Genomic DNA, 24,406 nt, shown 5'->3' on the forward strand with positions numbered 1-24,406 from the left:
AGGGAGGAACCACCAATGCTGAAACGGACCCTGCTGCAAACGCTCCTTGCGGGAACGGCCCTTGCCCTTTCGGGCGCGGCCTTCGCGCAAGACGCCTTCGACGGCCCGACCACCGGCCCCAAGGCCGCCGAGGGCAAGACCATCGTCGTCCTCGCCGCCGACATGAAGAACGGCGGTATCCTGGGCGTGACCAACGGGATCGAGGAAGCCGCGGCGAAGATCGGCTGGACGGTGAAAGTGCTGGACGGCGCGGGTTCGGTGCAAAGCCGCTCGGCCGCCGTGGGGCAGGCGCTGGCCTTGAACCCCGACGGCATCGTCATCAACGGCTTCGACGCCGCCGAACAGGCCGCGGCGCTTGAGGGCGTGACCGCCGCGGGCATCCCGATGGTCTCCTGGCACTCGGGCCCGAAGATCGGCTGCGACGCGCCGGGCGGCATCTTCGCCAACGTCTCGACCGATGCGATGCAGGTGTCGGACGTGGCGGCCAAGTGGGCCATCGACGATGCCGGCGGCAAGCCGGGCGTGGTGATCTTCACCGATTCCACCTACCAGATCGCCATCGACAAGGCCGACCGGATGAAGAAGGCCATCGAGGACGCGGGCGGCACCGTCCTTGAATACGTCGATACGCCCATCGCCGAAACCTCGACCCGGATGGGCCCGCTGACCACCACGCTTCTGCAGAAGTACGGCGCGTCGTGGACTCATTCGCTCGCGATCAACGACCTCTACTTCGACTTCATGGGCCCCTCGCTCGCCGCCGCCGGGATCGACGGCCGGGGCGCGCCCAAGGCCGGTTCGGCCGGCGACGGGTCCGAGGCCGCCTTCCAGCGCATCCGCACCGGGCAGTATCAGGCCGTCACGGTGGCCGAACCGCTGAACCTGCAAGGCTGGCAACTGGTGGACGAATTGAACCGCGCCATCCAGGGCGAACCCTGCTCGGGCTACATCACCGCCCCCGCGCTGGTGACCGAAGAGGGCCTCAAGGGCACCGAGGGCAACGCCTTCGACCCGAACAACGGCTACCGCGAGGCCTATGCCGCAATCTGGGGGAAATGACCTGACACTCAGTTCCGGCAGGGGCCATCGCCCCTGCCGCAGCGCAACAGATCGCGCAGTTGAGCCCGGGGGCCCAAAGCCCCCGGGCAGCGCCCGCCCCGCCCACGGCGGGCGCTTCTCGCCCGCCAGGTCGGGCGCTGCCCTCTGTCACCTCTCGGTGGCCAAGGAGCCAGCCGGACCGCCCCGCATGAGCGGGGCCGACGGCAGTGCCGTCGTCTTGTCCCGCTCACCGCAACGGCGATTAGCCGGTTTCAGGGCTACCCGCGCCCAGACGCCCCCATCCCCCGGAACACTGCCCGCGCGGCCTGCATCATCGGCTCCTCGGTGTCGCGCAGGATGGCGATCCGGTCGAACCGGCCCGGATCTTTCGCCACCGCCTCGCGCAGGGCCGCGCCGAAGGCCATGCGCAGCTCCGTCCCGATGTTGAACTTGGCGATCCGCGATCCCGCCGCCAGGGCCGCCCGTTGCTCCACCGGCACCCCCGACCCGCCATGGATCACCAGGGGCACCGGGGTCGCCGCCTCGATCCGGCGGATCAACCCGAGGTCCAGCCCCCGACCCGCGCCCTGTTGCAGGTGCACGTTCCCCACCGACACCGCCAGCGCGTCCACCCCCGTCTCGCGGACGAACCGCGCCGCCTCCTCCGGGTCGGTGCCGGTCGACTCCTTCCCCCCGGCATAGCCCACGACGCCCAGCTCGCCCTCGCAGGACACCCCCGCCGCATGGGCCAGCGCCACGACCTCGGCCGTCAGCGCGATGTTCTCTTCCAGCGCCAGCGCCGAGCCGTCGATCATCACCGAGGTGAACCCCGCCGCGATCGCCGCCCGACAGTCCGCGACCGTCTGCCCATGGTCCAGATGCGACACCACCGGGACCGAGGCGCCTTCCGCCAGCTCCCGGAACATCGCCCCCCAGACCGCCACCGGCATGTGCGCCCGCGCCCCCGGCCCGGCATGCAGGATCACCGGAGCGCTTTCCGCCTCGGCCGCGCGGACATAGGCCCGCGCATCCTCCCAACCCAGGCAGACCAGCCCCGGCACCGCATAGCCGCCCGACAGCGCCGGACCCAGCACATCGGCCAGCGTGGCGAGCGTCATTTGAACTTGGCCACCATGTCCATGATCCCCGGGATCGTGTGCACCTGCGCCGCATGGGTCGGCTGGAAATACTGCTTCAGGCTGCGCTGCGACTGGCCGCCGAGAATGGTGAAGTAATACATCTCGTAGCCCGGCAGCGCGCAGCAGGGGTGATAGCCCTTGTCGATCAGCACCGTTGACCGGTTCATGATGTGATAGGCGTCTCCGGGTTCGTTATCCACCCGCTGCAGCATCTGCATCCCCGACCCGTAGTCGGGACGGAAGCGGAAGTTGTAGCATTCGTCGTGCCGCGTCTCGTCCGGCAGGCGGTCGGTGTCGTGCTTGTGCGACGGGAACCCCGACCAGCCGCCCGCGCCCACGGTGAACAGCTCGCTGACCAGAAGGCGGCCCACCCGGTCGTGGTACTTCGTGCCCAGGATGTGCTTGATCTTGCGATGGGTCTTGGTCTCGTCCGACCCGTATTGCACCACGTCCAGATCGCCCGACCGCACCGCGAAGGGGCTCAGCGCCTCGTCGAACTTCGCCCCGGCGATGAAACACTCCGTCTCCGTCCGCGCCGTGATCCGCGCGTCGGTGCCCGAGGGGACATAGACCCCCTCCGGCTCGCCGTCCCAGACATCGGCGCCCCGGTTGCCGATATCGGCGAAGATCTCGCCTCCGACCTCGACCGTCACCGTCCCCGTCGCCGGAACCACGCAGGTCTCGTAGCCCGGAGTCCGATAGTCGAAATGCTCGCCCGGCTTCAGGCGGACGATGTTGAAATAGACCAGCGGCACCAACGGATGCTCGCGGTCCACGATCGGCTGGTTGCGGTTGTCATGCGGCGGAATGTGCATCCTCTGTCCCTTCGGGTCCGGGGTGTTCGGCAAGAAAGGCGTCCAGGTCCGCCCGCGTCGGCATCGCCGGGGCGCAGCCGACGCGAGCCACGACCATCGCCGCCGCGGCCGATCCGCGCAGGACGGCCTCGCGCAGCGCCCGCCCCTCGGCCAGCGCCGCTGCGAAGGCGCCAAGGAAACTGTCCCCGGCCCCGGTCGGCTTCAGGGCCCGCGTCGGATAGATGCCGGTGGCGAACTCGCCGTCCCTGGTGATGGTGATCGCGCCCTTTTCGCCCATCTTGTAGACGACGACCTGTGCGCCCTCGGCGATCAGGCTGCGCGCCTTGTCCAGCCCCTTCGCCGGATCGCCCGCCATGAAGCCGAACTCCACGTCATTGCCGACGATCACGTCGCATATCGCCCCGGCCCGCGAATAGACCGCCGAGGCCATCGCCGCCGAGGGCCACGAATAGGGCCGGTAGTCCACGTCGAAGATCAGGGGCAGCCCCGCCTTGCGCGCCAGATCGAAGGCGCGGAACGTGGCCGAGCGCGAGGGTTCCGCCGCAAGCACCGTGCCCGTGGTCACCAGCGCCGAGAAGCGCGCGTAGTCCACCGCCTCGACATCCTCCATTCCCATCGCGAAATCCGCCGCCCCGTTGCGGTAGATCACCGACTGGCAGTCCGCTGCCCGCGTCTCGACCACGGCCAGCGAATTGCGCGCCTCGCCGCCCTCGGTCCGCGCATGGGTCCGGTCCACGCCATAGGCATCCAGCTGCGCCAGACAGAACCGCCCCACCGCATCATCCGACACCCGCGTCACCAGCGCCGCCGTGCAGCCCTGCCGCACCAGCGCCACCGCGATATTGGCCGAGGACCCGCCCAGATGCGCGACGAACCGCGCCGCTTCCTCGATCCGCGTGCCGGGGGGATCGGCGTACAGGTCCATCCCTGCCCGGCCGAGGACCAGAAAGCTCCGCCCCCGAAGCCGCGCCAGATCTGCCATGCCGTCTCCCCCTCCCGCGGCACGCCACACACGGGACTTGCGCGCCTTGCCGACTGAGGATACAGATTTTGCAACCGGTTGCAATAATGACGGTTGGGGGAGGCCGCCAATGACCGAAATCGGGATCGGACTGGTCGGCGGCGGCTACATGGGCAAGGCGCATGCGGTGGCGCTGTCTGCCGTCGGCGCGGTGTTCGACACGCCGCTGCGCCCCCGGCTCGAGGTTATCGCGGCGACCAGTCCCGACAGCGCCGAACGCTACCGCAAGGCCTATGGCTTCGCCCGTGGCACCGCCGACTGGCGCGATCTCGTGGCGGATCCCAGGGTGCAGGCGGTGGTCATCGCCTCGCCCCAGTCCACCCACCGCGCGATTGCCGAGGCCGCCTTTGCCGCCGGCAAGCCCGTGTTCTGCGAAAAGCCGCTAGGCGCCTCGCTGGAGGACGCGCAGGCCATGGTCGCCGCCGCCGAAGCTTCCGGCCTGCCGAACATGATCGGCTTCAACTATGTCCGCACGCCCGCGACGCAATTCGTCCGCCGGCTTCTCGCCGAAGGCGCCATCGGCGAGATCACCTGGTTCCGCGGCGAACATACCGAGGATTTCCTGGCCGACCCGGCCCTGCCGTCCACCTGGCGGACCAGGGACCGGGCGAACGGCTGCATGGGCGACCTCGCGCCGCATCCGATCAACTGCATGCTGGCGCTGATGGGCCCGGTGGCCGAGCTTTCGGCGCGGATCGAGACCATCCACACAACCCGCCCCGGCCCGACGGGACCCGAGGCGGTGACGAACGACGACCACGCCCAGATGATGCTGCGCTTCGCGGGCGGTGCGATGGGCCATCTCTACATCAGCCGCACGGCCACGGGGCGGAAGATGGGCTATGCCTATGAGATCCACGGCACGAAGGGCGCGATCCGCTTCGACCAGGAGGATCAGAACTCCGTCTGGCTCTATCGCGCCGAGGGCCCCGAGGCGACGCGCGGGTTCACCCGCATCCTGACCGGCCCCGCGCATCCCGATTTCCTCGCCTTCTGCCAGGGCCCCGGCCATGGCACCGGCTACCAGGACCAGATCATCATCGAGGCGCGCGATTTCCTGACCGCGATCCATTCCGGCCAGCCCGTCTGGCCCAGCTTCCGCGACGGGCTCGCCGTCTGGCAGCTGGTCGAAACCGCCTTCCAGTCGTCCGACAGCCGGCAATGGCTGCCCGTTCCCCCCACATGAGGATCCCATGACCATCCGCATCGGCAATGCGCCCTGCTCCTGGGGCGTCGAATTCGCGGGCGACCCGCGCAACCCGCCCTGGCGCCAGGTGCTGAAGGACTGCGCCGACGCGGGCTACACCGGTATCGAGCTCGGCCCCATCGGCTACATGCCCGAAGACCCGGCGATCCTCTTCGACGCGCTGGAAGAGAACGGGCTCGACCTCATCGGCGGCGTCGTGTTCCGCCCCTTCCACGACCCCGCCGCCTGGGACGAGGTGCGCGACGCCGCCTGGCGCACCTGCCGGGCGCTGACCGCGCATGGCGCGCAGCACCTGGTGCTGATCGATTCCATCTCGCCCCGCCGCGCCCCCACCGCCGGCCGGGCCGAGGCCGCCGAGCAGATGGACGCCGCCGAATGGGCCGCCTTCCGCGACCGCATCGCCAGCGTCGCGCGGCTCGGGACCGAGGAATTCGGCCTCACCGTCTCGATCCACGCCCATGCCGCAGGCTTCATCGACTTCGAGCCCGAACTGGAACGGCTGCTCGACGAGGTGGACGAGAAGATCCTGAAGATCTGCCTCGACACCGGCCACCATTCCTATGCCGGCTTCGACCCGGTGGCCTTCCTGCGCCGCCACATCGGCCGGGTCAGCTACATGCACTTCAAGGACATCGACCCGGCCGTGAAGGCCGATGTCATCGCGCACCGCACCGGCTTCTACGACGCCTGCGGCCAGGGCATCTTCTGCAACCTCGGCAAGGGCGACGTGGACTTTCCGGCGGTGCGGCAGATCCTGCTCGACGCCGGGTATCAGGGCTGGTGCACGGTCGAACAGGACTGCGACCCGACGCTGGATGTCAGCCCCATCGACGACGCGCGGAAGAACCGCGACTATCTTTCCTCCATCGGCTTCTGAGGCTCATCATGGCAAGACTGAACTGGGGCATGATCGGCGGCGGCGAGGGCAGCCAGATCGGACCGGCGCACCGGCTGGGTGCGCTCGCCGACGGGCATTTCAACCTGGTGGCGGGCGCCTTCGACCACCGCCCGCGCGAGGGGCGCGAGTTCGCGATGCGCCTCGGCGTCGCCCCTGACCGCGCCTACGGCGACTGGCGCGAGATGCTGGAGGGCGAACGCAGCCGCGCCGATCGCATCGACCTCGTCACCGTGGCCACCCCGAACTCCACCCATTACGAGATCACCCGCGCCTTCCTCGAGGCCGGCTTCCATGTGCTGTGCGAAAAGCCGATGACCATGACCGTCGAGGAAGGCGAGGACATCGTCCGCATCGCCCAGCGCACGGGGCGGATCTGCGCGGTGAACTACTGCTATTCCGCCTATCCGATGATCCGCCAGGCCCGCGCCATGGTCCGTGCGGGGGAGATCGGGAAGGTGCGCCTTGTCGTTACCAATTTCAGCCACGGTCACCACGGCGACGCGACGGATGCCGACAACCCCCGCGTCCGCTGGCGCTATGACCCGGCGATGGCCGGCGTCTCGGGCCAGTTCGCCGACTGCGGCATCCATGCGCTCCACATGGCCAGCTTCATCTGCGACGACCAGGTGCAGACGCTTTCGGCCGACTTCGCCTCGACCATCCCCTCGCGCCAGCTCGAGGACGATGCCATGGTCAACTTCCGCATGGGCAAGGGCACCGTCGGCAGGCTCTGGACCTCGTCGGTGGCCATCGGGCGGCAGCACGGCTTCGACATCCAGGTCTTCGGCGAAACCGGCGGCCTCCGCTGGGCCTCCGAACAGCCGAACCAGCTGATCTACACCCCGGTCGGAGGGCGCACCCAGATCATCGAGAAGGGCGAGGCGGGTCTTTCCGAAGAGGCGCGCCGCCTCTCGCGCGTGGCCATCGCCCACCCCGAGGGCTTTCCGATGGCCGTGGCCAACATCTACTGCGAACTGGCCGACGCGATCCGGGGCGAGACGCGCGACGGCCTGCCGCGCGCACCGGACGGGGTGCGGTCCATGGCCGCCGTCCACGCAGCCGTCGCCTCGGCCAGGGCGGGCGGCGCCTGGGTGGACGCACGGCCGCCGATGTTCCGCTAGGCCCGCGCTCCCGGCGCCGGTCCGCCAGCCACCGGACGCAGCGTTCCCCGCTCCGCCACGATGCAGGGGAAGATGCGCACCTCGGGCGGCAGATCCGGCGCCTCGATCCGCGCCACCACCATCCCGATCGCCGCGGCGATGATGTCGGCCACCGGCTGGCGGATCGTCGTCAGCCCGATCAGCGGCCATCGCGCCATCTCCATGTCGTTCAGCCCGATCAGGCCGATGTCCCCGGGCACCGTCAGCCCGGCCGCGCGGATCGCGCTCATGGCGCCGATGGCCAGAAGGTCGTCGCCACAGAACCAGGCCTCGACCCTGCGGCCTGTCGGCCCGGACAGCAGACGTTCCATTTCCTCGCGTCCCGCCTCGAAGGCATAGGCGCTGGCATGGCTGATCTCGACCTCGACCCCCGCCACCCCTTCCAGCGCCGCGAGGAACCCCGCGCGGCGGTCCTCGGTCGAACTGGCCGCGACCGGCCCCCCCAGAAAGCCCAGACGGCGATAGCCCCGCGCCAGCAGCGTCTCGGCCGCCATGCGCCCGCAGGCCAGGTTGTCGATGGTGGCGACGGCCACATCCGGCGCCCCGCCTGCCCGGCCGAAGGCGTGCACCACCGGCAGGCCGGCCTTTCGGAACGCTTCGGCAAAGCTGGGTGGCAGGGTGGACGAGGCGACGATCACCCCGTCCACCGAATATTGCCGCAGCATCCTGACCGTCGCCGCCGGATCGGTCGCATCGGTCAGGTTCACCAGCAGGGGCCGCAGCCCCCGATCCTGCAAGCCGCGGGTGAACAGATCGAACACCTCCAGCATCAGCGGGTTGTGGAAGTTGTTCACCACCAGCCCGATCATCTTGGTCCGTCCGGTGGTCAGGCTGGACGCCAGCGCGTTCGGCGCATAGCCCAGTTCCGCCGCCGCCTTCTCCACCTTGGCCCGGGTCCGGGCCGAGACCGAGGCCCCGGGCGTAAAGCTGCGCGACACGGCCGAGCGCGACACGCCCGCCCGTTCCGCCACCTCTTTCAGCGTCACCGCCATCGCCCGCCGCTCCCGTTCGCCTGCCCCGCCACTATACATGCCGCTCCGCCGCTGCAAACCGGCGGGTCAGGGGCACGAAATGCGCCCTTTGCAGGGCCCTTGCGCCCGGCTATGACGACGCGGAACGGACCCCGGGGGGCAGCCATGGACCATTTCCTCTACCGCAACGGCACGCTGCATGCCGAAGGCGTGGCGATCCCCGACATCGCCGCCACGGTCGGCACACCCTTCTATGTCTATTCCACCGCCACGCTGACCCGGCACTACCACCTCTTCACCGAGGCGCTCAGCCCCCTGCCGCATCTCGTCTGCTTCGCGATCAAGTCGCTGTCGAACGTCGCGGTGCTCAGGACGCTCGGCAACCTCGGCGCGGGGATGGATGTGGTCTCGGGCGGGGAATATCTGCGCGCGAAGGCTGCCGGCGTGCCGGGCGAGCGCATCGTGTTCTCGGGTGTGGGGAAAACGCGCGAAGAGATGCGGCTCGCTCTCACCGGCGGCATCCGCCAGTTCAACGTCGAAAGCGAACCCGAACTGCGCGCCCTGTCCGAGGTGGCGACCTCGCTGGGCCTGACCGCGCCAATCACCATCCGCGTCAACCCGGACGTGGACGCGCGGACGCATGAAAAGATCGCCACCGGCAAGAAGGAAAACAAGTTCGGCATCCCCATCGCCCGCGCCTCCGAGGTCTATGCCGAGGCCGCCGCCCTGCCGGGCATCAAGGTTGTCGGCATCGACGTCCACATCGGCAGCCAGCTGACCGAACTGGAACCTTTCGAGCAGGCCTATCTCAAGGTCGCCGACCTCACCCGCCGCCTGCGCGCCGAGGGCCACACGATCACCCGCCTCGACCTCGGCGGCGGCCTCGGCATCCCCTATACCCGCTCGAACGAGGCGCCGCCCCTGCCCACCGACTACGGCGCGCTGATCAAGCGCACCGTGGGCGATCTCGGCTGCGAGGTGGAGATCGAGCCGGGCCGGCTGATCTCGGGCAATGCCGGGCTGCTGGTGGCCAGCGTGATCTATGTGAAGAACGGCGAGGGGCGGGATTTCCTGATCCTCGACGCCGCGATGAACGACCTCGTGCGCCCCTCGATGTATGGCGCGCATCACGACATCGTCCCCGTCGCCGAACCCCCCGTCGCCGCGCCGACGCGGGAATTCGACGTGGTCGGCCCGGTCTGCGAAACCGGCGACACCTTCGCCAGGGGCCGCGACCTGCCGCTCCTGGCCGAGGGCGACCTCGTCGCCTTCCGCTCGGCCGGCGCCTATGGCGCGGTCATGGCGTCCGAATACAATACCCGCCCGCTGGTGCCCGAGGTGCTGGTGAACGGGGATCACTTCGCCGTCATCCGCGCGCGACCGAGCTTTGACGAAATCCTCAATCGCGATACCATCCCCCCATGGCTGTGACGCATGGTCCGGTCCCAGGCAGGTGAGATGACCGGAGAGACACCCCAACCCCCGCTGAAATCGCTGGTCTGGCCGATGCGCCTGACACTGGCGGGGCTTTGGGCGGAACGGCTGGCGCGGGCCTTCTGGCCGCTCTGGTCGCTGGTGCTCGTCACGCTCTCGGCGCTGGCCTTCGGGGTGCAGGACCTCGGGCCCCTCCACTATGCCCAGGCGGGCGGGGCCATCGTCGTCATCGCCGCGCTGATCCTCCTGGCCTGGGGCATCCGCCGCTTCCGCCGGCCGACGGCGATGGACGCGCTGGACCGCATCGACGCCACCATGCCCGGCCGGCCCATCGCCGCGCTCCGCGACACCCAGGCCATCGGCGCGCATGACCCCGCCTCGCTCGCCGTCTGGCGCGCGCACCAGGAGCGCATGGCCGCCCGCGCCGCCGGCGCCCGCCCCGTCCAGCCCGACCTGCGCCTGTCCTCGCGCGACCGCTATTCCCTGCGCTACGTCGCCCTGACCGCCTTCGTCATGGCCGCGCTCTTCGGATCCTTCTGGCGCGCGGGGTCCGTCGCCGGCCTCACCCCCGGCGCCGCCGTCGCCATGCCCGGCGGCCCCAGCTGGGAGGCCTGGGCCCAGCCCCCGGCCTATACCGGCAAGCCCTCGCTCTACCTGAACGAGGTGACCGACCCCGCGCTCGACCTGCCCTCCGGCACCCGGGTCCAGATCCGGCTCTACGGCCCGGAAGGCGACCTCACCGTCCGCCAGACCGTCGCCGATGCCCCGCCCCCGCCCGACCCCGCGCCCGGCGGTGCCAGCGTCACCCCCGCCGCCGCCGTCCCGAACGCCATGCAGGGCGTCCACGACCTGACCGTCACCCGCTCCGGCGACCTCGCCATCGAGGGCCCCGGCGGGCGCGAATGGCAGATCACCGCCATCCCCGACCGCGCCCCTACCGTCGAGGTCACCGGCGACATGGTGCGCGAGGCCGATGGCCGCTTCAAGCAGTCGTTCAAGGCCAGCGACGACTACGGCGTCACCGCCGGCCGCGTGACCATCACGCTCGACCTCGCGAAGATCGACCGCCGCCACGGCCTGACCGTCGATCCCGAACCCGTGGACCCCGTCACCCTCGACCTGCCGATGCCGCGCAAGGGCAGCCGCACCGAACTGACCTCGACCCTGGTCGACGACCTGTCGAAACATGTCTTCGCCAACCTGCCGGTCACCATGACCTTCACCGTCGCCGACGCCGGCGGGAACGAGGGCTCCTCGGCCCCCTACCAGGTCACGCTGCACGGCAAGCGGTTCTTCGACCCGCTGGCCGCCGCGCTGATCGAGATGCGCCGCGACATCCTGTGGAACCGCGTCAACGCTCCCCGCGCGCTGGAACTCCTCAAGGCCGTCACCAACCGCCCCGAGGGCTTCATCCGCCACGACCGCGCCTTCCTGCATCTGCGCGTCCTGATGCGCGACCTCGAGGCGCAGCAGGCCAGCCTCTCGACCGAGGCCCGCGACGCCATCGCCGAAAAGCTCTGGACCATCGCGCTGATGGTCGAGGAAGGGAATCTGCAATCCGCCTTCGAACGCCTGCAACGTGCGCAGGACCGGCTGGACGAGGCGATCAGGAACGGCGCCTCGCCCGAGGAAATCGACCAGCTGATGAAGGAAATGCAGCAGGCGCTGAACGAATACATGCGCGAACTGGCGCAAGAGGCGCAGCGCAACCCCGGCGACCAGCAGCAGCAGCAGATGATGCAGGGCCAGATGATGTCGGGCGACCAGCTGCAGGAGATGCTCGACAAGCTGCAAGAGCTGATGGAGCAGGGCCGCACCGCCGAGGCGGCCGAGCTGATGGAACAGCTGCGCCAGCTGATGCAGAACATGCAGGTGGTGCAGGGCCAGCAGGGGCAGGGCCAGGGGCAGAACGGCCCGATGAACGACCTCGGCCAGACGCTGCGCGACCAGCAGGACCTGTCGGACGATGCCTTCCGCGACCTGCAGGGCGTGCCGCGCAACCAGGATCAGCAGGGCCAGGGGCAACAGCAGGGCCAGGACCAGCAGGGGCAGGGCCAGCAACCCGGTCAGGAACAGGGCCAGGGCCAGGATGGGCAGGACCAGCAGGGCGGCCAGGGCGGGGCCACCGACGACCGCAGCCTGTCCGACCGCCAGCGCGAATTGCGCCAGCGGCTGAACCAGCTCCAGCAGGGCCAGTTGCCCGGCGACGGCACCGAACAGGGCGAGGAGGGCCGCCGCAGCCTCGACCGCGCCGGCCGCGCGATGGAACAGGCCGAGGAGGCGCTCCGCGACGGCGACCTCGACGGCGCTCTCGACCGCCAGGCCGAGGCGATGGAGGCGCTGCGCGACGGGATGCAGCAGTTCGGGCAGGCCCTTGCCGAGGAACAGCGCCAGAACCGCGATGCCCAGGGCGGCGACCGCGAATTCGGTTCGGCCGATCCGAACGGCACCGACCCGCTGGGCCGCCGCCAGGGCGAAACCGCCCGCATCGGCTCGGACGAGAACATGGTGCAGAACGACCCCGACCAGCGCGCCCAGGAACTGCTCGATGAAATCCGCCGCCGCTCGGGCGAACTGGCCCGGCCGCTCGAGGAACTGGATTACCTCAAGCGCCTGTTGCAGATGTTCTAGATCACGCCTGTGCGAGCCTCGCGCGACTCATTGACAGGCCGGCGCTTTCGATCCTAGCCATATAAGCCCTTCGCGAAACGAATGTTTTTCGTGGTGGGACATTGCTGTAGTCCGCCGTTTTCGGAACAAGGTTTTGTCAACAATGCCCGCTACCAATACCGTGGAGACGCCCGGTCTCCTTCAGCCATTTGCAGGTCGAGAGATGGAACCCAGGACGCTTGAAGCCACCGCCGTGGTCCGCCGAAACTCCATCGCCTTTGTCGAACGGCTGTTCTCGCTCTACGCCGACCGCCGGCCGGTGGTGCTGGTGTCTGATGCCGACCAGGCCGCACGGTTGCCCGGATTGAAGGTCGACCGCTGCATCGATCCCGGCGAAGGATCGGGCTGGCTTGCCGCGCAGCATCCGGTGATCCTCGACGATCTGCCGGCGCAAGTCAGCTACACCTCGGGCACCGAGGGTCTGCCGAAGGGCATCCTTCTGACCTACCGCAATCTCGGCTACACCACCGAGCGCATCATCGAGGTGATGCGGATGACCGACGAGGTCCGGGAATATGTCGGCGTGCCCGCGACCTTCAGCTTCGGCATGGCCCGCTTTCGCGCGGTCAGCGCCGTTGGCGGGCTGGCCTACATCCCGCCGCGCGGCTTCGATCCGGCGGAACTTGCGCGGATGCTGGCTTCGGGCGAGGTCAACGCACTGTCCGCCGTGCCGACGCTCTTGCGTATTCTCCTGTCGGACCCCTCGATCATCGGCGAGGCCGGCAAGGCGCTGCGCTGGCTGGAAATCGGCTCGCAGGCCATGACGGCCGAGGAAAAGCGCCAGGTCCGCGCGATGTTTCCCAGTGCCCGGATCGTCCAGCACTACGGCCTGACCGAGGCCTCGCGCAGCACCTTCCTCGTGATCTCGGAGGCTCCCGACGCGATGCTCGACTCGGTCGGGCGTCCGGTGGGCGAGGGCGAGGTTGCGCTTTCCGCCGACGGCCGCATCCGCATCCGCGGCCCCCAGGTCGCCCGCTACCGGATCGACGCCGAGGGCCTGCACGAGCTGACCGACGCCGAGGGCTGGCTTCAGACCAACGACCTCGGGCATCTGACCGAGGGTTACCTGTTCTTCGACGGCCGCGCCGACGACCTGATCAACTGCGGTGGCCAGAAGATCGTGCCCGACCAGCTGGAAGACCGCATCCGCGCCCGGCTGAAACCCGGCCTTGCGATCGCTGTGGCCAAGGTGCCCGACCCCCAGCGCGGCGATGGCGTGCTGGTGGCGCTGGCCGGACCCGAGGACCAGACCGCCCTCGTCAAACAGGCCGCGACCGCCGCGCTGGCCGAGATGGGCATCTCCGCCGGCAGCGCGCTGCATGTCATGGCGCTGGACTCGCTGCCCGTCACCGGCACCGGCAAGGTCCAGCGCCGTGTCCTGGCCGAACAGTTCGCCCAGCGCAGGGTCACCGCTCCCCCGACCCGCGCCCGTGGCGAGATCACAGATGTCCGCTCGCTCTTCCAGCACGAATTCGCTGGCGAGACGGTCGGTCCCGACGACACATTCGAAAGCCTCGGCGGTGATTCCCTGCACTACATCCAGTTCACGCTGGCCTACGAGTCCCGCTTCGGCCAGCTGCCCGACGACTGGGAGAAGCTGACCGTCGCCCAGCTCCAGGCCCATGCCGATGCCCGCGACACCTCCTCCTGGCGGCGGCTCGAGACGGTGACCCTGGCCCGCGCCTTCTTCATGATCTGCATCGTCGCGCTGCATACCGAGGCCTTTGTCTATTCCTCGAACTGGGGCGCGGCCTATTTCCTGGTCATGCTGGCCGGCTACTCCGTCGCCCGCTTCCAGCTGCCCGAGATCCTCCGCTCCGGCAGCACCCGGACGATCTGGGGCACGATCCGCTACGTCGCGATCCCGACCATCCTGATGGGGGTCTTCCTCGAGCTTGCCACCCGCAAGTTCGAATGGCCCTCGCTGCTCCTCGTGTCGAACTACGTCGATCCGAACACGATCCGCGGCTACACCTTCTACTTCGTCGAGTTCTACATCCAGATCCTGATCCTGGCCGCCCTCTTCTTCTCCTTCGCCCCCGTGCGCCGGGCCTTCGCCGCGCGCCCCATGCTCAGCGCCGTCCTCTTCTTCCTCGCCACCGCCGCGCTCGACTACGGCATCGAGCAGATCTGGACCGGCGACTACAACTACGACCGCACGCCCTGGCACTACGGCTGGTGCTTCGCCCTCGGCATGGTCCTCGCCACCGCCAAGGACCTGCCCTCGCGCCTCTTCGCCCTCGCGCTGTCGCTCGTCACCGTCTTCGCCTACTGGCATCTGACCTCGGCCGCCTTCTACGTCGCCGGCGGCTGCATCGCGGTCCTCTTCATCCGCAGCTTCACCGTCCCCGCCCCGGTCAAGGTCATCATCGCCGAAATCGCCGGCGCCTCGATGTTCATGTACCTGACGCACTATCAGATGATCTCGCTGGTCGACAAAATCTTCGGCGAGCATCGCCCCTGGCTCGCCCTGATCCTGTCGATCATCGTCGCGATCATCTTCGCCCACCTCTACGCCTGGGCCGAGAAGCTCGTCCTCAAGCCCCGCCGCCAGGCTGTCCCCGCCGAATAGGGGGGCGTCCGCGCCCCTCACCCGCCCTTAACCGCGATGCGCTTCCCTCCCCCCAAAGGAGCCCACGCGCATGCCCCCCCTCCAGCACCTCCCAATCGCCGAAATCGCCCCCCACGCCCTCCTCCGCGACCGCACCGCGCTGGACCCCGCCGCCCTCGCCCTCCTCCAGCACTCCATCGCGACCGAGGGCCTGCGCACCCCCATCGAGGTCTGGCAGCTCTCCACCCCCAGAATCTCTGAAAACGGGGACGGCCACCGCTACGGCCTCATCTCCGGCCTCCGCCGCCTCACCGCCTGCCGCGCGCTTGGCCACCCCACCATCCCCGCCTTCCTCCGCGCCCCCCAGACCATCGCCCAGGCCCTCGCCCAGATGGTGACCGAGAACGAGATCCGCGAACCCGTCACCCCGTGGGAGAAGGCCACCCTCATCCTGAACGCCATCCATGAGGGCCACTTCGATACCCCCGACACCGCCATCGCCGCCCTCTTCCCCGCTCTCCCCCGCACCACCCGCACCCGCATCCGCAACCATGTGAGCGTGGTCGAAGCCCTCGCCCCCCTCCTCACCGACCCCACCACCCTCACCACCCGCCAACTCGACACCCTCGCCGCAGCACTCCAGTCCGGGCACGAGGACCTCCTCACCGCCACCCTCCACCCCGTCATGGGCCAGGGGAGCGAGACGCAATGGTCCACCCTCCGCCCCGTCCTCCAGGATGTCTTGCGCGAGCCCACCAACCCCACCACCCGCCGCCCCCGGAGGCTCCTGAAGCTCCGCCAGGGCCTGACGATCACGCGGGAGGCCTGCCCCGGCGGCTACACCCTCCGCTTCACCGGAGCGCAGGCGAAGTCCGGCCTGATTGATGATGTGCTGGACAAGGTGGAGATGTGGTTCAACAAAGACTGACCGCCACCCCGTAGGGTGGGGTTCCACCCCACCACACCCACCCCGCAGGTCGGGCTTCAGCCCGGCTCTCCCCACCGCACCGGCCCTGAGCCGGGGCCTCGATCCCCACCAGAGACCCCGGATCAAGTCCGGGGCGGGCCACCGAAAGCGCAACGAAAGGGCCGCGCCCTCCCTCGGGCGGGCGCAACAACGGCCGATCTAGGCGCTTTATCTCTCAACCCCTCCCACCGCAGTTCGGGTGAGCACCGTCGCAAGAGCGCCCTCCCGGGGGGGTGATGAGCGATCAGAAATCCTCCAGTGGAGGATTTCCGCGAAGAACGCCCGGCCCGTGGCCGGGCAGTGGGGAGGCCGCGGCCCGGCGGGCTTACGCCCTTGATTCCGGGCCTTGCCTGACGCAATCATTGCGCGATTATTTTTTGGAGGTGCAATTGACAAACCGTGTCCACATCGACGCGCCCGCAGGAGTGATTGAGATTGAAGGAGAGAAGGACTTCGTAGAAGGCCTTCTGGGTAGGCTCTTTCCGTTGATCGAAGAGGCTGGTTTCGGCAGCCGTCCTCCCAGGCAGACACAAGAATAGGCACAGAGCGTGCCATTAGAGGCAGGTGCGAACTCCGCACTCGCCGACGACGAAGATCAAACTGGTAAACCAAAGGCAAAAAGAAAGAGTTTTAAGCCGCCACCGAAAGGCCAGTCCTGTGCTGATCGGATTCTAGTACTTAAAGCTGATGGTTTTTTCAAACAGCATAGGGGTGGAGTTGAGATTGTGGAAGGCTTGAAAGTTAAGGGCTGGACCCACAAGACGAACCAAGTTGGAGCGGCACTAACAAAGCTCTTTGAAAAGGGCATGATTCAAAGAACAAAAGAAGGCAACGGAAATTGGAAGTACTACTGGGACAGGGAGTAATGGTAAGTGCTGCCAACACTCCACGAAAGCTTGAAGAGTTTACCGGTCGGTTTGCGCGACCCTTTGATTGAAGAGTTCCAGCAGGCACTGGACGAGTACCGGGCGGCGGATTGGGAAAAGGTGGGGCTCAAAGCAGGGAAGTTCTGCGAAATTGCCTTTTGCATTTGTCACGGTCACGCTACTGGGAAATACCCAGCTTCGCCGTCGAAGCCGGGTAACTTTCCTCAGGCATGTCGAGACCTGGAGCAGTATAACGCCACGCGTGGGCGGTCGCTGTGCATGCAAGTTCCAAAGGTCCTAGCGGCTCTCTACGAGCTGCGAAACAATAGAGCTATTGGACATATTTCTGCGGAGATCAGTGCAAACCACATGGACGCAGAACTTTTCTTGCGCGGATTAAAATGGGTAATGGGAGAAATGGTCAGAAACTACTCACAATTGGCCCTTCATGAGTCCCATGCCATCGTGGAGGCTGTTACTGCAAGGTCGTTCCATATGGTTTGGTCAAGCGGTAATGTCAGGCGAGTACTCGAACCGGCGAAGACAGCCGGACAAAAGGTGCTGATTCTACTATACGCAGAGGGAAAGCCCGTAGAAGTTCCAACGTTACAGACTTGGGTGGAGTACAAGAATGGAACGGATTTCAAGAGAAAGGTTCTTAAGCCTCTCCACGCGAAGAAACTAATTGAATTTGACGAACGTACTCAGCTCGTTCAGATTCTGCCTCCCGGACAAGTCCACGTCGAAGGTTCGGGCCTTCTCGTGCTAAATTGAATTCGCGCGAAGACTAGTCGCGAGGATTGGACGCTAGTCTGCGCAATCGCTTTCTTAGTAGCAGTAGGACAAGTCTCAGTACGTGGTGTGGCGGCATCTCAACATCCTTAACAAACCCCTAACGTCCGCGACCATCCTTTTGAATCCAAATCGGAATCCGGAAATGTCCACCGTGGACATCCCTCACCAGTGAGGCGGGCGGACGTTCGCTTCCGGGGCCTCCCCCCGCAGGGCCTCCTCCTCCGCGGCCCGCTCCATCAAGAGCCGAACCCGCCGCTCCAGCCCAGCGATCTCGGTCGCCTGCCGGGCCACCACGTCCGACAGGTCCTCCACCGCCCGGATCAGGTGGGCCACCTTCTCTTCCAGATCGACCGAGTTCATGGGGCCCCCCGCTTGCCGCCTCTCCCCCCATCCGATACACGGACCCCGATCAAAAGCGAAGGTCCGACCATGGCCGACAAGCCCCCCCGCCGCCCCCGCGCCGAGACCCCGAAGGGATTCCGCGACTACTTCGGGGCCGAGGTCACCGAACGGAAAGCCATGCTCGACGCCATCGCCGGGGTCTACCACCGGTACGGGTTCGACCCGCTGGAGACCTCTGCCGTGGAGACGGTCGAGGCCCTCGGCAAGTTCCTCCCCGACGTGGACCGCCCCAACGAGGGCGTCTTCGCCTGGCAAGACGAGGATCAGGACTGGCTGGCCCTGCGGTACGACCTCACCGCCCCCCTCGCCCGCGTCGCCGCCCAGTATAGGAACGACCTCCCCAGCCCCTACCGCCGCTACGCGATGGGCCCGGTCTGGCGGAACGAGAAACCCGGCCCGGGCCGCTTCCGTCAGTTCTACCAGTGCGACGCGGATACGGTGGGCTCGGCCTCGGTGGCAGCGGATGCCGAGATCTGCGCCATGCTGGCCGACGCGCTCGAGACGGTCGGCATCCCCCGCGGCGACTATGTGGTGAAGGTGAACAACCGGAAGGTCCTGAACGGCGTGATGGAGGTCGCGGGGCTGGCGGGCGAGGACAAGCACGCCGAACGCGGCATCGTGTTGCGGGCCATCGACAAGATTGACCGTCTGGGACCAGAGGGCGTGCGGGCGCTCCTGGGGGAGGGGCGGAAGGACGAGAGCGGGGACTTCACGAAGGGCGCGAGCCTGTCCGCCGAACAGGCCGAGGTGGTGATGGGATTCACCACCGCCCGGCGCGACACGGGGCCGGAAACGCTTGCCCGGTTGCGGGAACTGGTCGGTGGCTCGGCGGTCGGGGCCGAGGGTGTGGCGGAGCTTGAGGCAATCGCTGCGCTCCTCGCAGCGCAGGGTTACGGTCCCGAGCGGATCGTGATCGATCCCGGCGTGGTGCGGGGGCTGGGCTACTACACCGGCCCGGTGTTCGAGGCCGAACTGACGTTCCAGATCACCGACGAGAAGGGCAGGCCACGCAACTTTGGCTCCGTAGCAGGCGGGGGAAGGTATGACGGGCTGGTAAGGCGGTTCACCGGGCAGGACGTGCCGGCGACGGGTGTTTCGATCGGGGTGGATCGCCTCCTCGCGGCGCTTCGCGCCAAGGGGCGCGTCGCTGGCTCCTCGGAGGGGCCGGTCGTCGTCACCGTGATGGATCGCGACCGGATGGCCGACTACATGGTCATGGTGGGCGAGCTGCGCCAGGCGGGCATCCGAGCCGAGGCCTACCTGGGCAATCCGAAGAACTTCGGCAACCAGTTGAAATATGCCGACAAGCGCGGCGCTCCGGTGGCGGTGATCCAGGGTGGGGACGAGGCGGTGCGGGGGACGGTCGTCCTGAAGGATCTGGTCCTCGGTGCGAAGATCGCCGCAAGCGCCACGCTGGAGGAATGGAAGGATCGCCCCGCACAACTCGAGGTGCCGCGGGGAGAGTTGGTGACTGCCGTCAAGCGGATGCTGGGTGCATGAGCCGCAGCTATCCCCTCTCGCGGGCAACGGTCGCTCCCCCACCCTCATCCCCTCCCCACGTAGGGGGAGGGGAGGCGCGCGGCACCTGCCGCAGGAGAAGGGTGGAGGGCGTGTCATGACCTCCAAGGCTGTGATCCGGGCCGAGGGCGAACGGCTGCTGGCAGCCTTTCTGGAGGCCGGGGCCGTGGCGATGGAGGCCGACATCCTGCAACCGGCGGGCACTCTGCTGGACCTCTATGGCGAGGACATCCGGGCGCGGGCCTATGTCACGGACGACCCGCTACGCGGCGAGATGATGCTGCGCCCGGATTTCACCGTGCCGGTGGTGCAGGCGCACATGGCCCACGGGGCGGAACCCGCGCGCTATGCCTATCTGGGCGAGGTCTTCCGCAAGCAGGCGCGCGGGGCGCAGGAGGCCTGCGAATATCTGCAGGTCGGCTATGAGGTCTTCGACCGTTCCGCGCCCGAGACGGCGGATGCCGAGGTCTTTGCCCTGTTCCGCGACCTGCTGGCGGGCCTTGGCCTGCGCCCGGTGACCGGCGACATCGGCATCCTGATGGCGGCCGTCTGCGGGCTGGAGACGACCGAGCGGCGCAAGGCGGCGCTGCTGCGCCACATCTGGCGGCCGGCGCGGTTCAAGGCGCTGCTCGACCGCTTTTCGGGCCGCGCGCCGGTGCCGGTGGGGCGGCTGCGGCTTCTGGAGCGGTTGCGGGCCGGCTCTCCCATGGCGCTGATCGAGGAGGCAGGGACCTTCGTCGGGTTGCGCAGCGCCGAAGAGATCGTCGAGCGCGCCGAGGCCCTGCTGGCCGACGCCGAGACCCCGCCGATCCGGGCGACGGAGGCAGCGCTGCTTTACGACCTGCTGACGCTGGAGGCCCCGGCCGCCCATGCTTTGGCCCATCTGCGCGGCATCGCACCGATGCTGCCGGCCATCGTCCCGGCGGTGGACCGCTTTGCCGCGCGGCTGGAGGCGCTGGCGGCGAAGGGCGTGGCGGTCGAGACGCTGACCTTCGAGGCAAGCCACGGCCGGACCGCGCTGGAATATTACGACGGCTTCGTGTTCAGCTTTGTCGCCGAGGGGATGCCGCCGGTCGCCAGCGGCGGGCGCTATGACGCGCTGACGGCGGTGCTGGGGGCGGGCGCCTTCATCCCTGCGGTGGGCGGCGTGATCCAGCCCGGCCTGGTGGCGCGGCTGCGGGGGGCGCTGGCATGATCCGGCTTGGCGTTCCGTCCAAGGGGCGGCTGATGCAGGACTGTTTCGACTGGTTCGCCGCGCGCGGGGTGGTGCTGCGCCGCACGGGTTCGGACCGGGAATATGCCGGCGCGGTCGAGGGGGTTGAGGGCGTGACCCCGGTGCTCTTGTCGGCGGGGGAGATCCCGCGCGAGTTGGCGTCGGGGCGGATCCACCTGGGCGTCACCGGATCCGATCTGGTGCGCGAACAACTGGATGCGGACGAGGTGGCCGAGGTCGCCCGCCTGGGCTTTGGCCGGGCCGATCTGGTGATCGCGGTGCCGAATGTCTGGATCGATGTCGAGACGGTGGACGATCTGGACGCCGCCGCCGCCGCTTTCCGCAAGGTGCACGGCCACCGGCTGCGGATCGCGACCAAGTATCACCGTCTGGTGCGCGATTTCCTGACCGCGCAGGGCGTGGCGGATTATCAGCTGGTGGACAGCCAGGGCGCGACCGAGGGCACGGTGAAGAACGGCACCGCCGAGGCGATCGCCGACATCACCAGTTCCGGCGAGACGCTGCGGGCCAACCACCTGCGGATCCTGCCGGACGGGCTGATCCATTCCAGCGAGGCGGTGCTTTGGGCCAGCCGGGCTGCGGCGTGGACGGCAGAGGACCGTGCGGCCCTGGCGCGGCTGTCGCAGATGCTGGGCGTGCCGGGCGTTTCCGTCTGAGGGCGGCACCTGGCCTTGCGGGCGCAGCGAGGGGTTTCACACCCCTCGCGCTCCCCGTGGAGTATTTGGAAAAGGGCAAGCAGCAGGTCAGTGCAGGCCGAGTTCGGCCAGGGCCTGCGCCAGTTTCGGGGGCAAGGGGTCATCCTTGGCGCGGCCTTTGGGCAGGTCGCGTGGGCTGTCTTTCGGTTCGAGGTAGCGCCAGCCCTGGAAGGGGCGGCGCGGGGCGGATTCGGTGCGGATGACCTCCTGGTCGAGGACGAGGGCGCAGCGCGGTATCCCGTCGCCGAGGTTCACCTCCTGCAGGTCGAGGATGCGCTGGCGGCACAGGATCACCCCCTTGATCACCCAGTAGAGCGAGCCGCCGTCCAGCACCTCGGCCTCGCGTTTCGGCCACATGCGGGTGACATGGATCGCCCGGCCTTCGGGCCAGTGCGGGCGCTGGCTGCGTTGCCAGTCGAGCAGGTCCTCGACCGTTGAGGCGCCGACGCAGAGTTTGAGGAGGTTGATCATGCGCCCGATCATAGGGCCTGCGGCGGGCGCTTCAAGTTGACCCCCGGTGGGCAGGGGCGTATCTTGGGCCTTCCGCCGGACTTATCCACAACAGACAGGAAGATTCGCCCGATGTCGCGATTCCATGCCCCCATCGCTGAAGCCATCTGGGACATGAAGTATCGCTTCAAGGAGGCGGATGGCACGCCGATCGACCGCACGGTCGAGGACACCTGGCGGCGGATTGCGCGCGCTCTGGCCGAAGTGGAGGCCGAGCCCGCGAAATGGGAGGCCGAATTCTACTCCGCGCTGGAGGACTTCCGCTTCCTGCCGGCCGGCCGCATCACCGCCGGGGCGGGGACTGGGCGGTCGGTGACCCTGTTCAACTGCTTTGTCATGGGCACGATCCCGGACACGATGGCCGGGATCTTCGACAGTCTGAAGGAGGCCGCGCTGACAATGCAGCAGGGCGGCGGCATCGGCTATGATTTCTCGACCATCCGGCCGCGCGGGGCGCCGGTGGCGGGGGTGGCGGCGGATGCCTCTGGGCCCTTGTCGTTCATGGATGTCTGGGACGCGATGTGCCGGACGATCATGAGCGCCGGAAGCCGCCGGGGGGCGATGATGGCGACGATGCGCTGCGATCACCCGGATATCGAGGCCTTCATCGAGGCCAAGCGCGATCCGGCGCGGCTGCGGATGTTCAACCTGTCGGTGCTGGTGACCGATGCCTTCATGGCCGCCGTCAAGGCCGATGGCCCATGGGAGCTGGTCTTTGGCGGCCGGGTCTACCGGACCATTCAGGCGCGGGATCTGTGGAACCGCATCATGCGATCCACCTTCGATTATGCCGAGCCGGGGGTGATCTTCATCGACCGTATCAACGCGATGAACAACCTGGGCTATTGCGAGACGATCGCGGCGACCAATCCCTGCGGTGAACAGCCCCTGCCGCCCTATGGCGCCTGCCTTCTGGGCAGTATCAACCTGCCGACGCTGGTTAAGGATGCCTTCGAGGCGCATTCAAGCCTGGACATGTCGGCGCTGGAGCGCCTGGTCCGTGTCGCGGTCCGGGCGATGGACAATGTCGTGGATGTGTCGCGCTTCCCGCTGCCGGAACAGCAGGCCGAGGCGAAGGCCAAGCGGCGCATCGGGCTGGGGGTGACGGGACTTGCGGATGCGCTGTTGATGGTCGGCCTGCGCTATGGGTCCGAGGAAGCGGCGCGCGTGACCGAAATCTGGATGCATGCCATCGCGCGGGCGGCCTATCTGGCCAGCGTGGACCTGGCGAAGGAAAAGGGGGCATTTCCGCTGTTCGACGCGGAGGGCTTCCTTGCCTCGGGCAACATGCGGCAGATGGATGCCGACGTCCGCGAGGCCATTGCGAAGCACGGCATCCGCAATGCACTTTTGACCTCGGTCGCGCCGACCGGGACGATCTCGCTTTATGCGGGCAACGTCAGTTCGGGGATCGAACCGGTCTTTGCCTATGCCTACACCCGCAAGGTGTTGCAGAAGGACGGGTCGCGGACCGAGGAGGAGGTGGTCGATTACGCCGTTCGCCTCTGGCGCGAGAAGTTCGGCGACAAACCCTTGCCCGACCATTTCGTCAACGCCCAGACCCTGCCGCCCCTGGACCATGTCCGCATGCAGGCAGCCGCACAGAAATGGGTGGATTCGTCGATCTCCAAGACCATCAACTGCCCCGAGGACATCAGCTTCGACGCCTTCAAGGAGGTCTACATGGCCGCCTGGGATCAGGGCTGCAAGGGCTGCACGACCTACCGGCCGAACGACGTGACCGGGTCTGTCCTGACGGTCAGCGAGAAGGAAACCGCGCCAGTTGCCGCGCAGCCGGTGACGGGGGGCGAGGTGGTCTATCTGTCCGAGCCCCTGGAGCGACCCGCAGCACTGGAAGGCCAGACCTACAAGGTGAAATGGCCGGGAACGGAACACGCCCTCTACATCACGATCAACGACATCGTGACGGCAGGCCACCGCCGCCCGTTCGAGGTGTTCATCAACTCCAAGAACATGGAGCATTTCGCCTGGACCGTGGCCCTGACCCGGATGATCTCGGCGGTGTTCCGGCGCGGTGGGGATATCTCCTTCGTGGTCGAGGAACTGAAAGCCGTCTTCGACCCCCGCGGCGGCGCCTGGATGGACGGGCGCTACATCCCCTCGATCCTCGCGGCCATCGGCGGCGTGATCGAGCGCCACCTGATCGACATCGGCTTCATCGAGGGCGAGGGGCTGGGCCTGAAATCTGACCCAAAGGCGGAACTGTTGCGGGTCGGAGAAGCTCCACGCGGGAAGGCCTGCCCGTCCTGCGGGAGCTATGACCTGCGGATGGTGGAAGGCTGCCTGACCTGCGGGTCCTGCGGGCATTCGAAGTGCGGGTGAGGGGCGTCTGTTGAAATGAGCGCCTTTCGGCGCACGCCTTTCGTCTCGCGTCCTTGCGTGAAGGATGCAAGGACGCTCGGGCGTCGGGGGCGCTTCGCCCCCCGAACCCCCAGAGGATATTTGTGGACAGGAGAAAGGGCCTGGGTCAGTCAGGTGTGGACAGGAGAAAGGG

The 24,406-nt window shown here is 67.9% G+C and carries 21 protein-coding genes; 15 read left to right on the forward strand and 6 right to left on the reverse strand.

What is annotated here, in order from left to right:
* Positions 1-15: 15 nt before the first annotated feature.
* On the forward strand, positions 16-1,059 hold the full coding sequence (locus FL625_RS04490; RefSeq protein ID WP_149587429.1) for a substrate-binding domain-containing protein: 1,044 nt from the start codon (positions 16-18) through the stop codon (positions 1,057-1,059).
* Positions 1,060-1,316: 257 nt separating this feature from the next.
* On the opposite strand, the gene FL625_RS04495 is transcribed toward FL625_RS04490, so the two are convergent.
* Genes FL625_RS04495 through iolC form a run of 3 tightly spaced genes read right to left on the reverse strand, consistent with a single transcriptional unit; the run spans position 1,317 to position 3,974 of the window.
* Positions 1,317-2,156 carry a class II fructose-bisphosphate aldolase gene (locus FL625_RS04495; protein WP_149587430.1) on the reverse strand — a complete coding sequence of 280 codons (840 nt, stop codon included), beginning with the start codon at positions 2,154-2,156 and terminating at the stop codon, positions 1,317-1,319.
* A complete protein-coding gene (locus FL625_RS04500) occupies positions 2,153-2,992 on the reverse strand; it encodes a 5-deoxy-glucuronate isomerase (protein WP_149587431.1) in 840 nt (279 codons plus the stop codon). Before FL625_RS04500 ends, FL625_RS04495 begins: the two co-directional genes overlap by 4 nt.
* On the reverse strand, positions 2,973-3,974 hold the full coding sequence (iolC, locus tag FL625_RS04505; protein ID WP_149587432.1) for a 5-dehydro-2-deoxygluconokinase: 1,002 nt from the start codon (positions 3,972-3,974) through the stop codon (positions 2,973-2,975). Before iolC ends, FL625_RS04500 begins: the two co-directional genes overlap by 20 nt.
* Before the next feature lie 109 nt (positions 3,975-4,083).
* Between iolC and FL625_RS04510 the strand changes: the two genes are divergently transcribed.
* Genes FL625_RS04510 through FL625_RS04520 form a run of 3 tightly spaced genes read left to right on the forward strand, consistent with a single transcriptional unit; the run spans position 4,084 to position 7,239 of the window.
* Entirely contained in the window at positions 4,084-5,199 is a 1,116-nt protein-coding gene (locus FL625_RS04510; RefSeq protein WP_200833881.1) for a Gfo/Idh/MocA family protein, read from the forward strand.
* 7 nt (positions 5,200-5,206) lie between these two features.
* Positions 5,207-6,097, forward strand: a complete 891-nt coding sequence (locus FL625_RS04515; RefSeq protein ID WP_149587434.1) for a TIM barrel protein — start codon at positions 5,207-5,209, stop codon at positions 6,095-6,097.
* 8 nt (positions 6,098-6,105) lie between these two features.
* Positions 6,106-7,239: a Gfo/Idh/MocA family protein gene (locus FL625_RS04520; protein ID WP_149587435.1), complete on the forward strand. Its 1,134-nt coding sequence runs from the start codon at positions 6,106-6,108 to the stop codon at positions 7,237-7,239.
* On the opposite strand, the gene FL625_RS04525 is transcribed toward FL625_RS04520, so the two are convergent.
* Entirely contained in the window at positions 7,236-8,270 is a 1,035-nt protein-coding gene (locus FL625_RS04525; protein WP_149587701.1) for a LacI family DNA-binding transcriptional regulator, read from the reverse strand. The two genes, FL625_RS04520 and FL625_RS04525, sit on opposite strands and share 4 nt — an antisense overlap.
* Before the next feature lie 144 nt (positions 8,271-8,414).
* Here FL625_RS04525 and lysA point away from each other — a divergent pair, with 144 nt between their 5' ends.
* The 7 genes from lysA (at position 8,415) to FL625_RS04560 (ending at position 17,511) form a co-directional block, all read left to right on the forward strand.
* Positions 8,415-9,680 (forward strand): diaminopimelate decarboxylase, encoded by a 1,266-nt coding sequence (lysA, locus tag FL625_RS04530; RefSeq protein ID WP_149587436.1) that lies wholly within the window; start codon positions 8,415-8,417, stop codon positions 9,678-9,680.
* A gap of 27 nt (positions 9,681-9,707) precedes the next feature.
* Positions 9,708-12,314, forward strand: coding sequence for a TIGR02302 family protein (locus FL625_RS04535; RefSeq protein ID WP_235019311.1), 2,607 nt, complete (start codon positions 9,708-9,710; stop codon positions 12,312-12,314).
* A gap of 202 nt (positions 12,315-12,516) precedes the next feature.
* Positions 12,517-14,925 carry an AMP-binding protein gene (locus FL625_RS04540; protein ID WP_160147730.1) on the forward strand — a complete coding sequence of 803 codons (2,409 nt, stop codon included), beginning with the start codon at positions 12,517-12,519 and terminating at the stop codon, positions 14,923-14,925.
* Between the two features lie 70 nt (positions 14,926-14,995).
* Positions 14,996-15,832: a ParB/RepB/Spo0J family partition protein gene (locus tag FL625_RS04545; protein ID WP_149587439.1), complete on the forward strand. Its 837-nt coding sequence runs from the start codon at positions 14,996-14,998 to the stop codon at positions 15,830-15,832.
* A 275-nt stretch (positions 15,833-16,107) separates the two neighbouring features.
* The gene (locus tag FL625_RS04550) at positions 16,108-16,410 is read left to right on the forward strand and encodes a hypothetical protein (protein ID WP_149587440.1); all 303 of its coding nucleotides are present in this window, start codon (positions 16,108-16,110) and stop codon (positions 16,408-16,410) included.
* Positions 16,411-16,419: 9 nt separating this feature from the next.
* On the forward strand, positions 16,420-16,737 hold the full coding sequence (locus FL625_RS04555) for a hypothetical protein (RefSeq protein WP_149587441.1): 318 nt from the start codon (positions 16,420-16,422) through the stop codon (positions 16,735-16,737).
* Positions 16,738-16,743: 6 nt separating this feature from the next.
* On the forward strand, positions 16,744-17,511 hold the full coding sequence (locus FL625_RS04560) for a hypothetical protein (protein WP_149587442.1): 768 nt from the start codon (positions 16,744-16,746) through the stop codon (positions 17,509-17,511).
* A 183-nt stretch (positions 17,512-17,694) separates the two neighbouring features.
* On the opposite strand, the gene FL625_RS04565 is transcribed toward FL625_RS04560, so the two are convergent.
* Positions 17,695-17,892, reverse strand: a complete 198-nt coding sequence (locus FL625_RS04565; RefSeq protein ID WP_149587443.1) for a SlyX family protein — start codon at positions 17,890-17,892, stop codon at positions 17,695-17,697.
* Positions 17,893-17,961: 69 nt separating this feature from the next.
* Here FL625_RS04565 and hisS point away from each other — a divergent pair, with 69 nt between their 5' ends.
* The 3 genes from hisS to hisG all read left to right on the forward strand — a co-directional run bounded on the left by hisS (position 17,962) and on the right by hisG (position 21,342).
* The gene (gene hisS / locus FL625_RS04570; RefSeq protein WP_149587444.1) at positions 17,962-19,434 is read left to right on the forward strand and encodes a histidine--tRNA ligase; all 1,473 of its coding nucleotides are present in this window, start codon (positions 17,962-17,964) and stop codon (positions 19,432-19,434) included.
* Between the two features lie 115 nt (positions 19,435-19,549).
* Positions 19,550-20,647 carry an ATP phosphoribosyltransferase regulatory subunit gene (locus FL625_RS04575; RefSeq protein WP_149587445.1) on the forward strand — a complete coding sequence of 366 codons (1,098 nt, stop codon included), beginning with the start codon at positions 19,550-19,552 and terminating at the stop codon, positions 20,645-20,647.
* On the forward strand, positions 20,644-21,342 hold the full coding sequence (hisG, locus tag FL625_RS04580) for an ATP phosphoribosyltransferase (RefSeq protein ID WP_149587446.1): 699 nt from the start codon (positions 20,644-20,646) through the stop codon (positions 21,340-21,342). The genes FL625_RS04575 and hisG overlap by 4 nt, the downstream gene beginning before the upstream one ends.
* Before the next feature lie 87 nt (positions 21,343-21,429).
* Here hisG and FL625_RS04585 read toward each other — a convergent pair whose 3' ends face one another.
* The gene (locus FL625_RS04585; protein ID WP_435532694.1) at positions 21,430-21,852 is read right to left on the reverse strand and encodes a DUF1489 family protein; all 423 of its coding nucleotides are present in this window, start codon (positions 21,850-21,852) and stop codon (positions 21,430-21,432) included.
* 111 nt (positions 21,853-21,963) lie between these two features.
* Between FL625_RS04585 and FL625_RS04590 the strand changes: the two genes are divergently transcribed.
* Positions 21,964-24,234, forward strand: coding sequence for an adenosylcobalamin-dependent ribonucleoside-diphosphate reductase (locus FL625_RS04590; protein WP_149587447.1), 2,271 nt, complete (start codon positions 21,964-21,966; stop codon positions 24,232-24,234).
* Positions 24,235-24,406: the final 172 nt, after the last annotated feature.

This window comes from Tabrizicola flagellatus, assembly GCF_008271465.1.
In the GTDB taxonomy this organism is placed as follows: Bacteria; Pseudomonadota; Alphaproteobacteria; order Rhodobacterales; family Rhodobacteraceae; genus Tabrizicola; species Tabrizicola flagellata.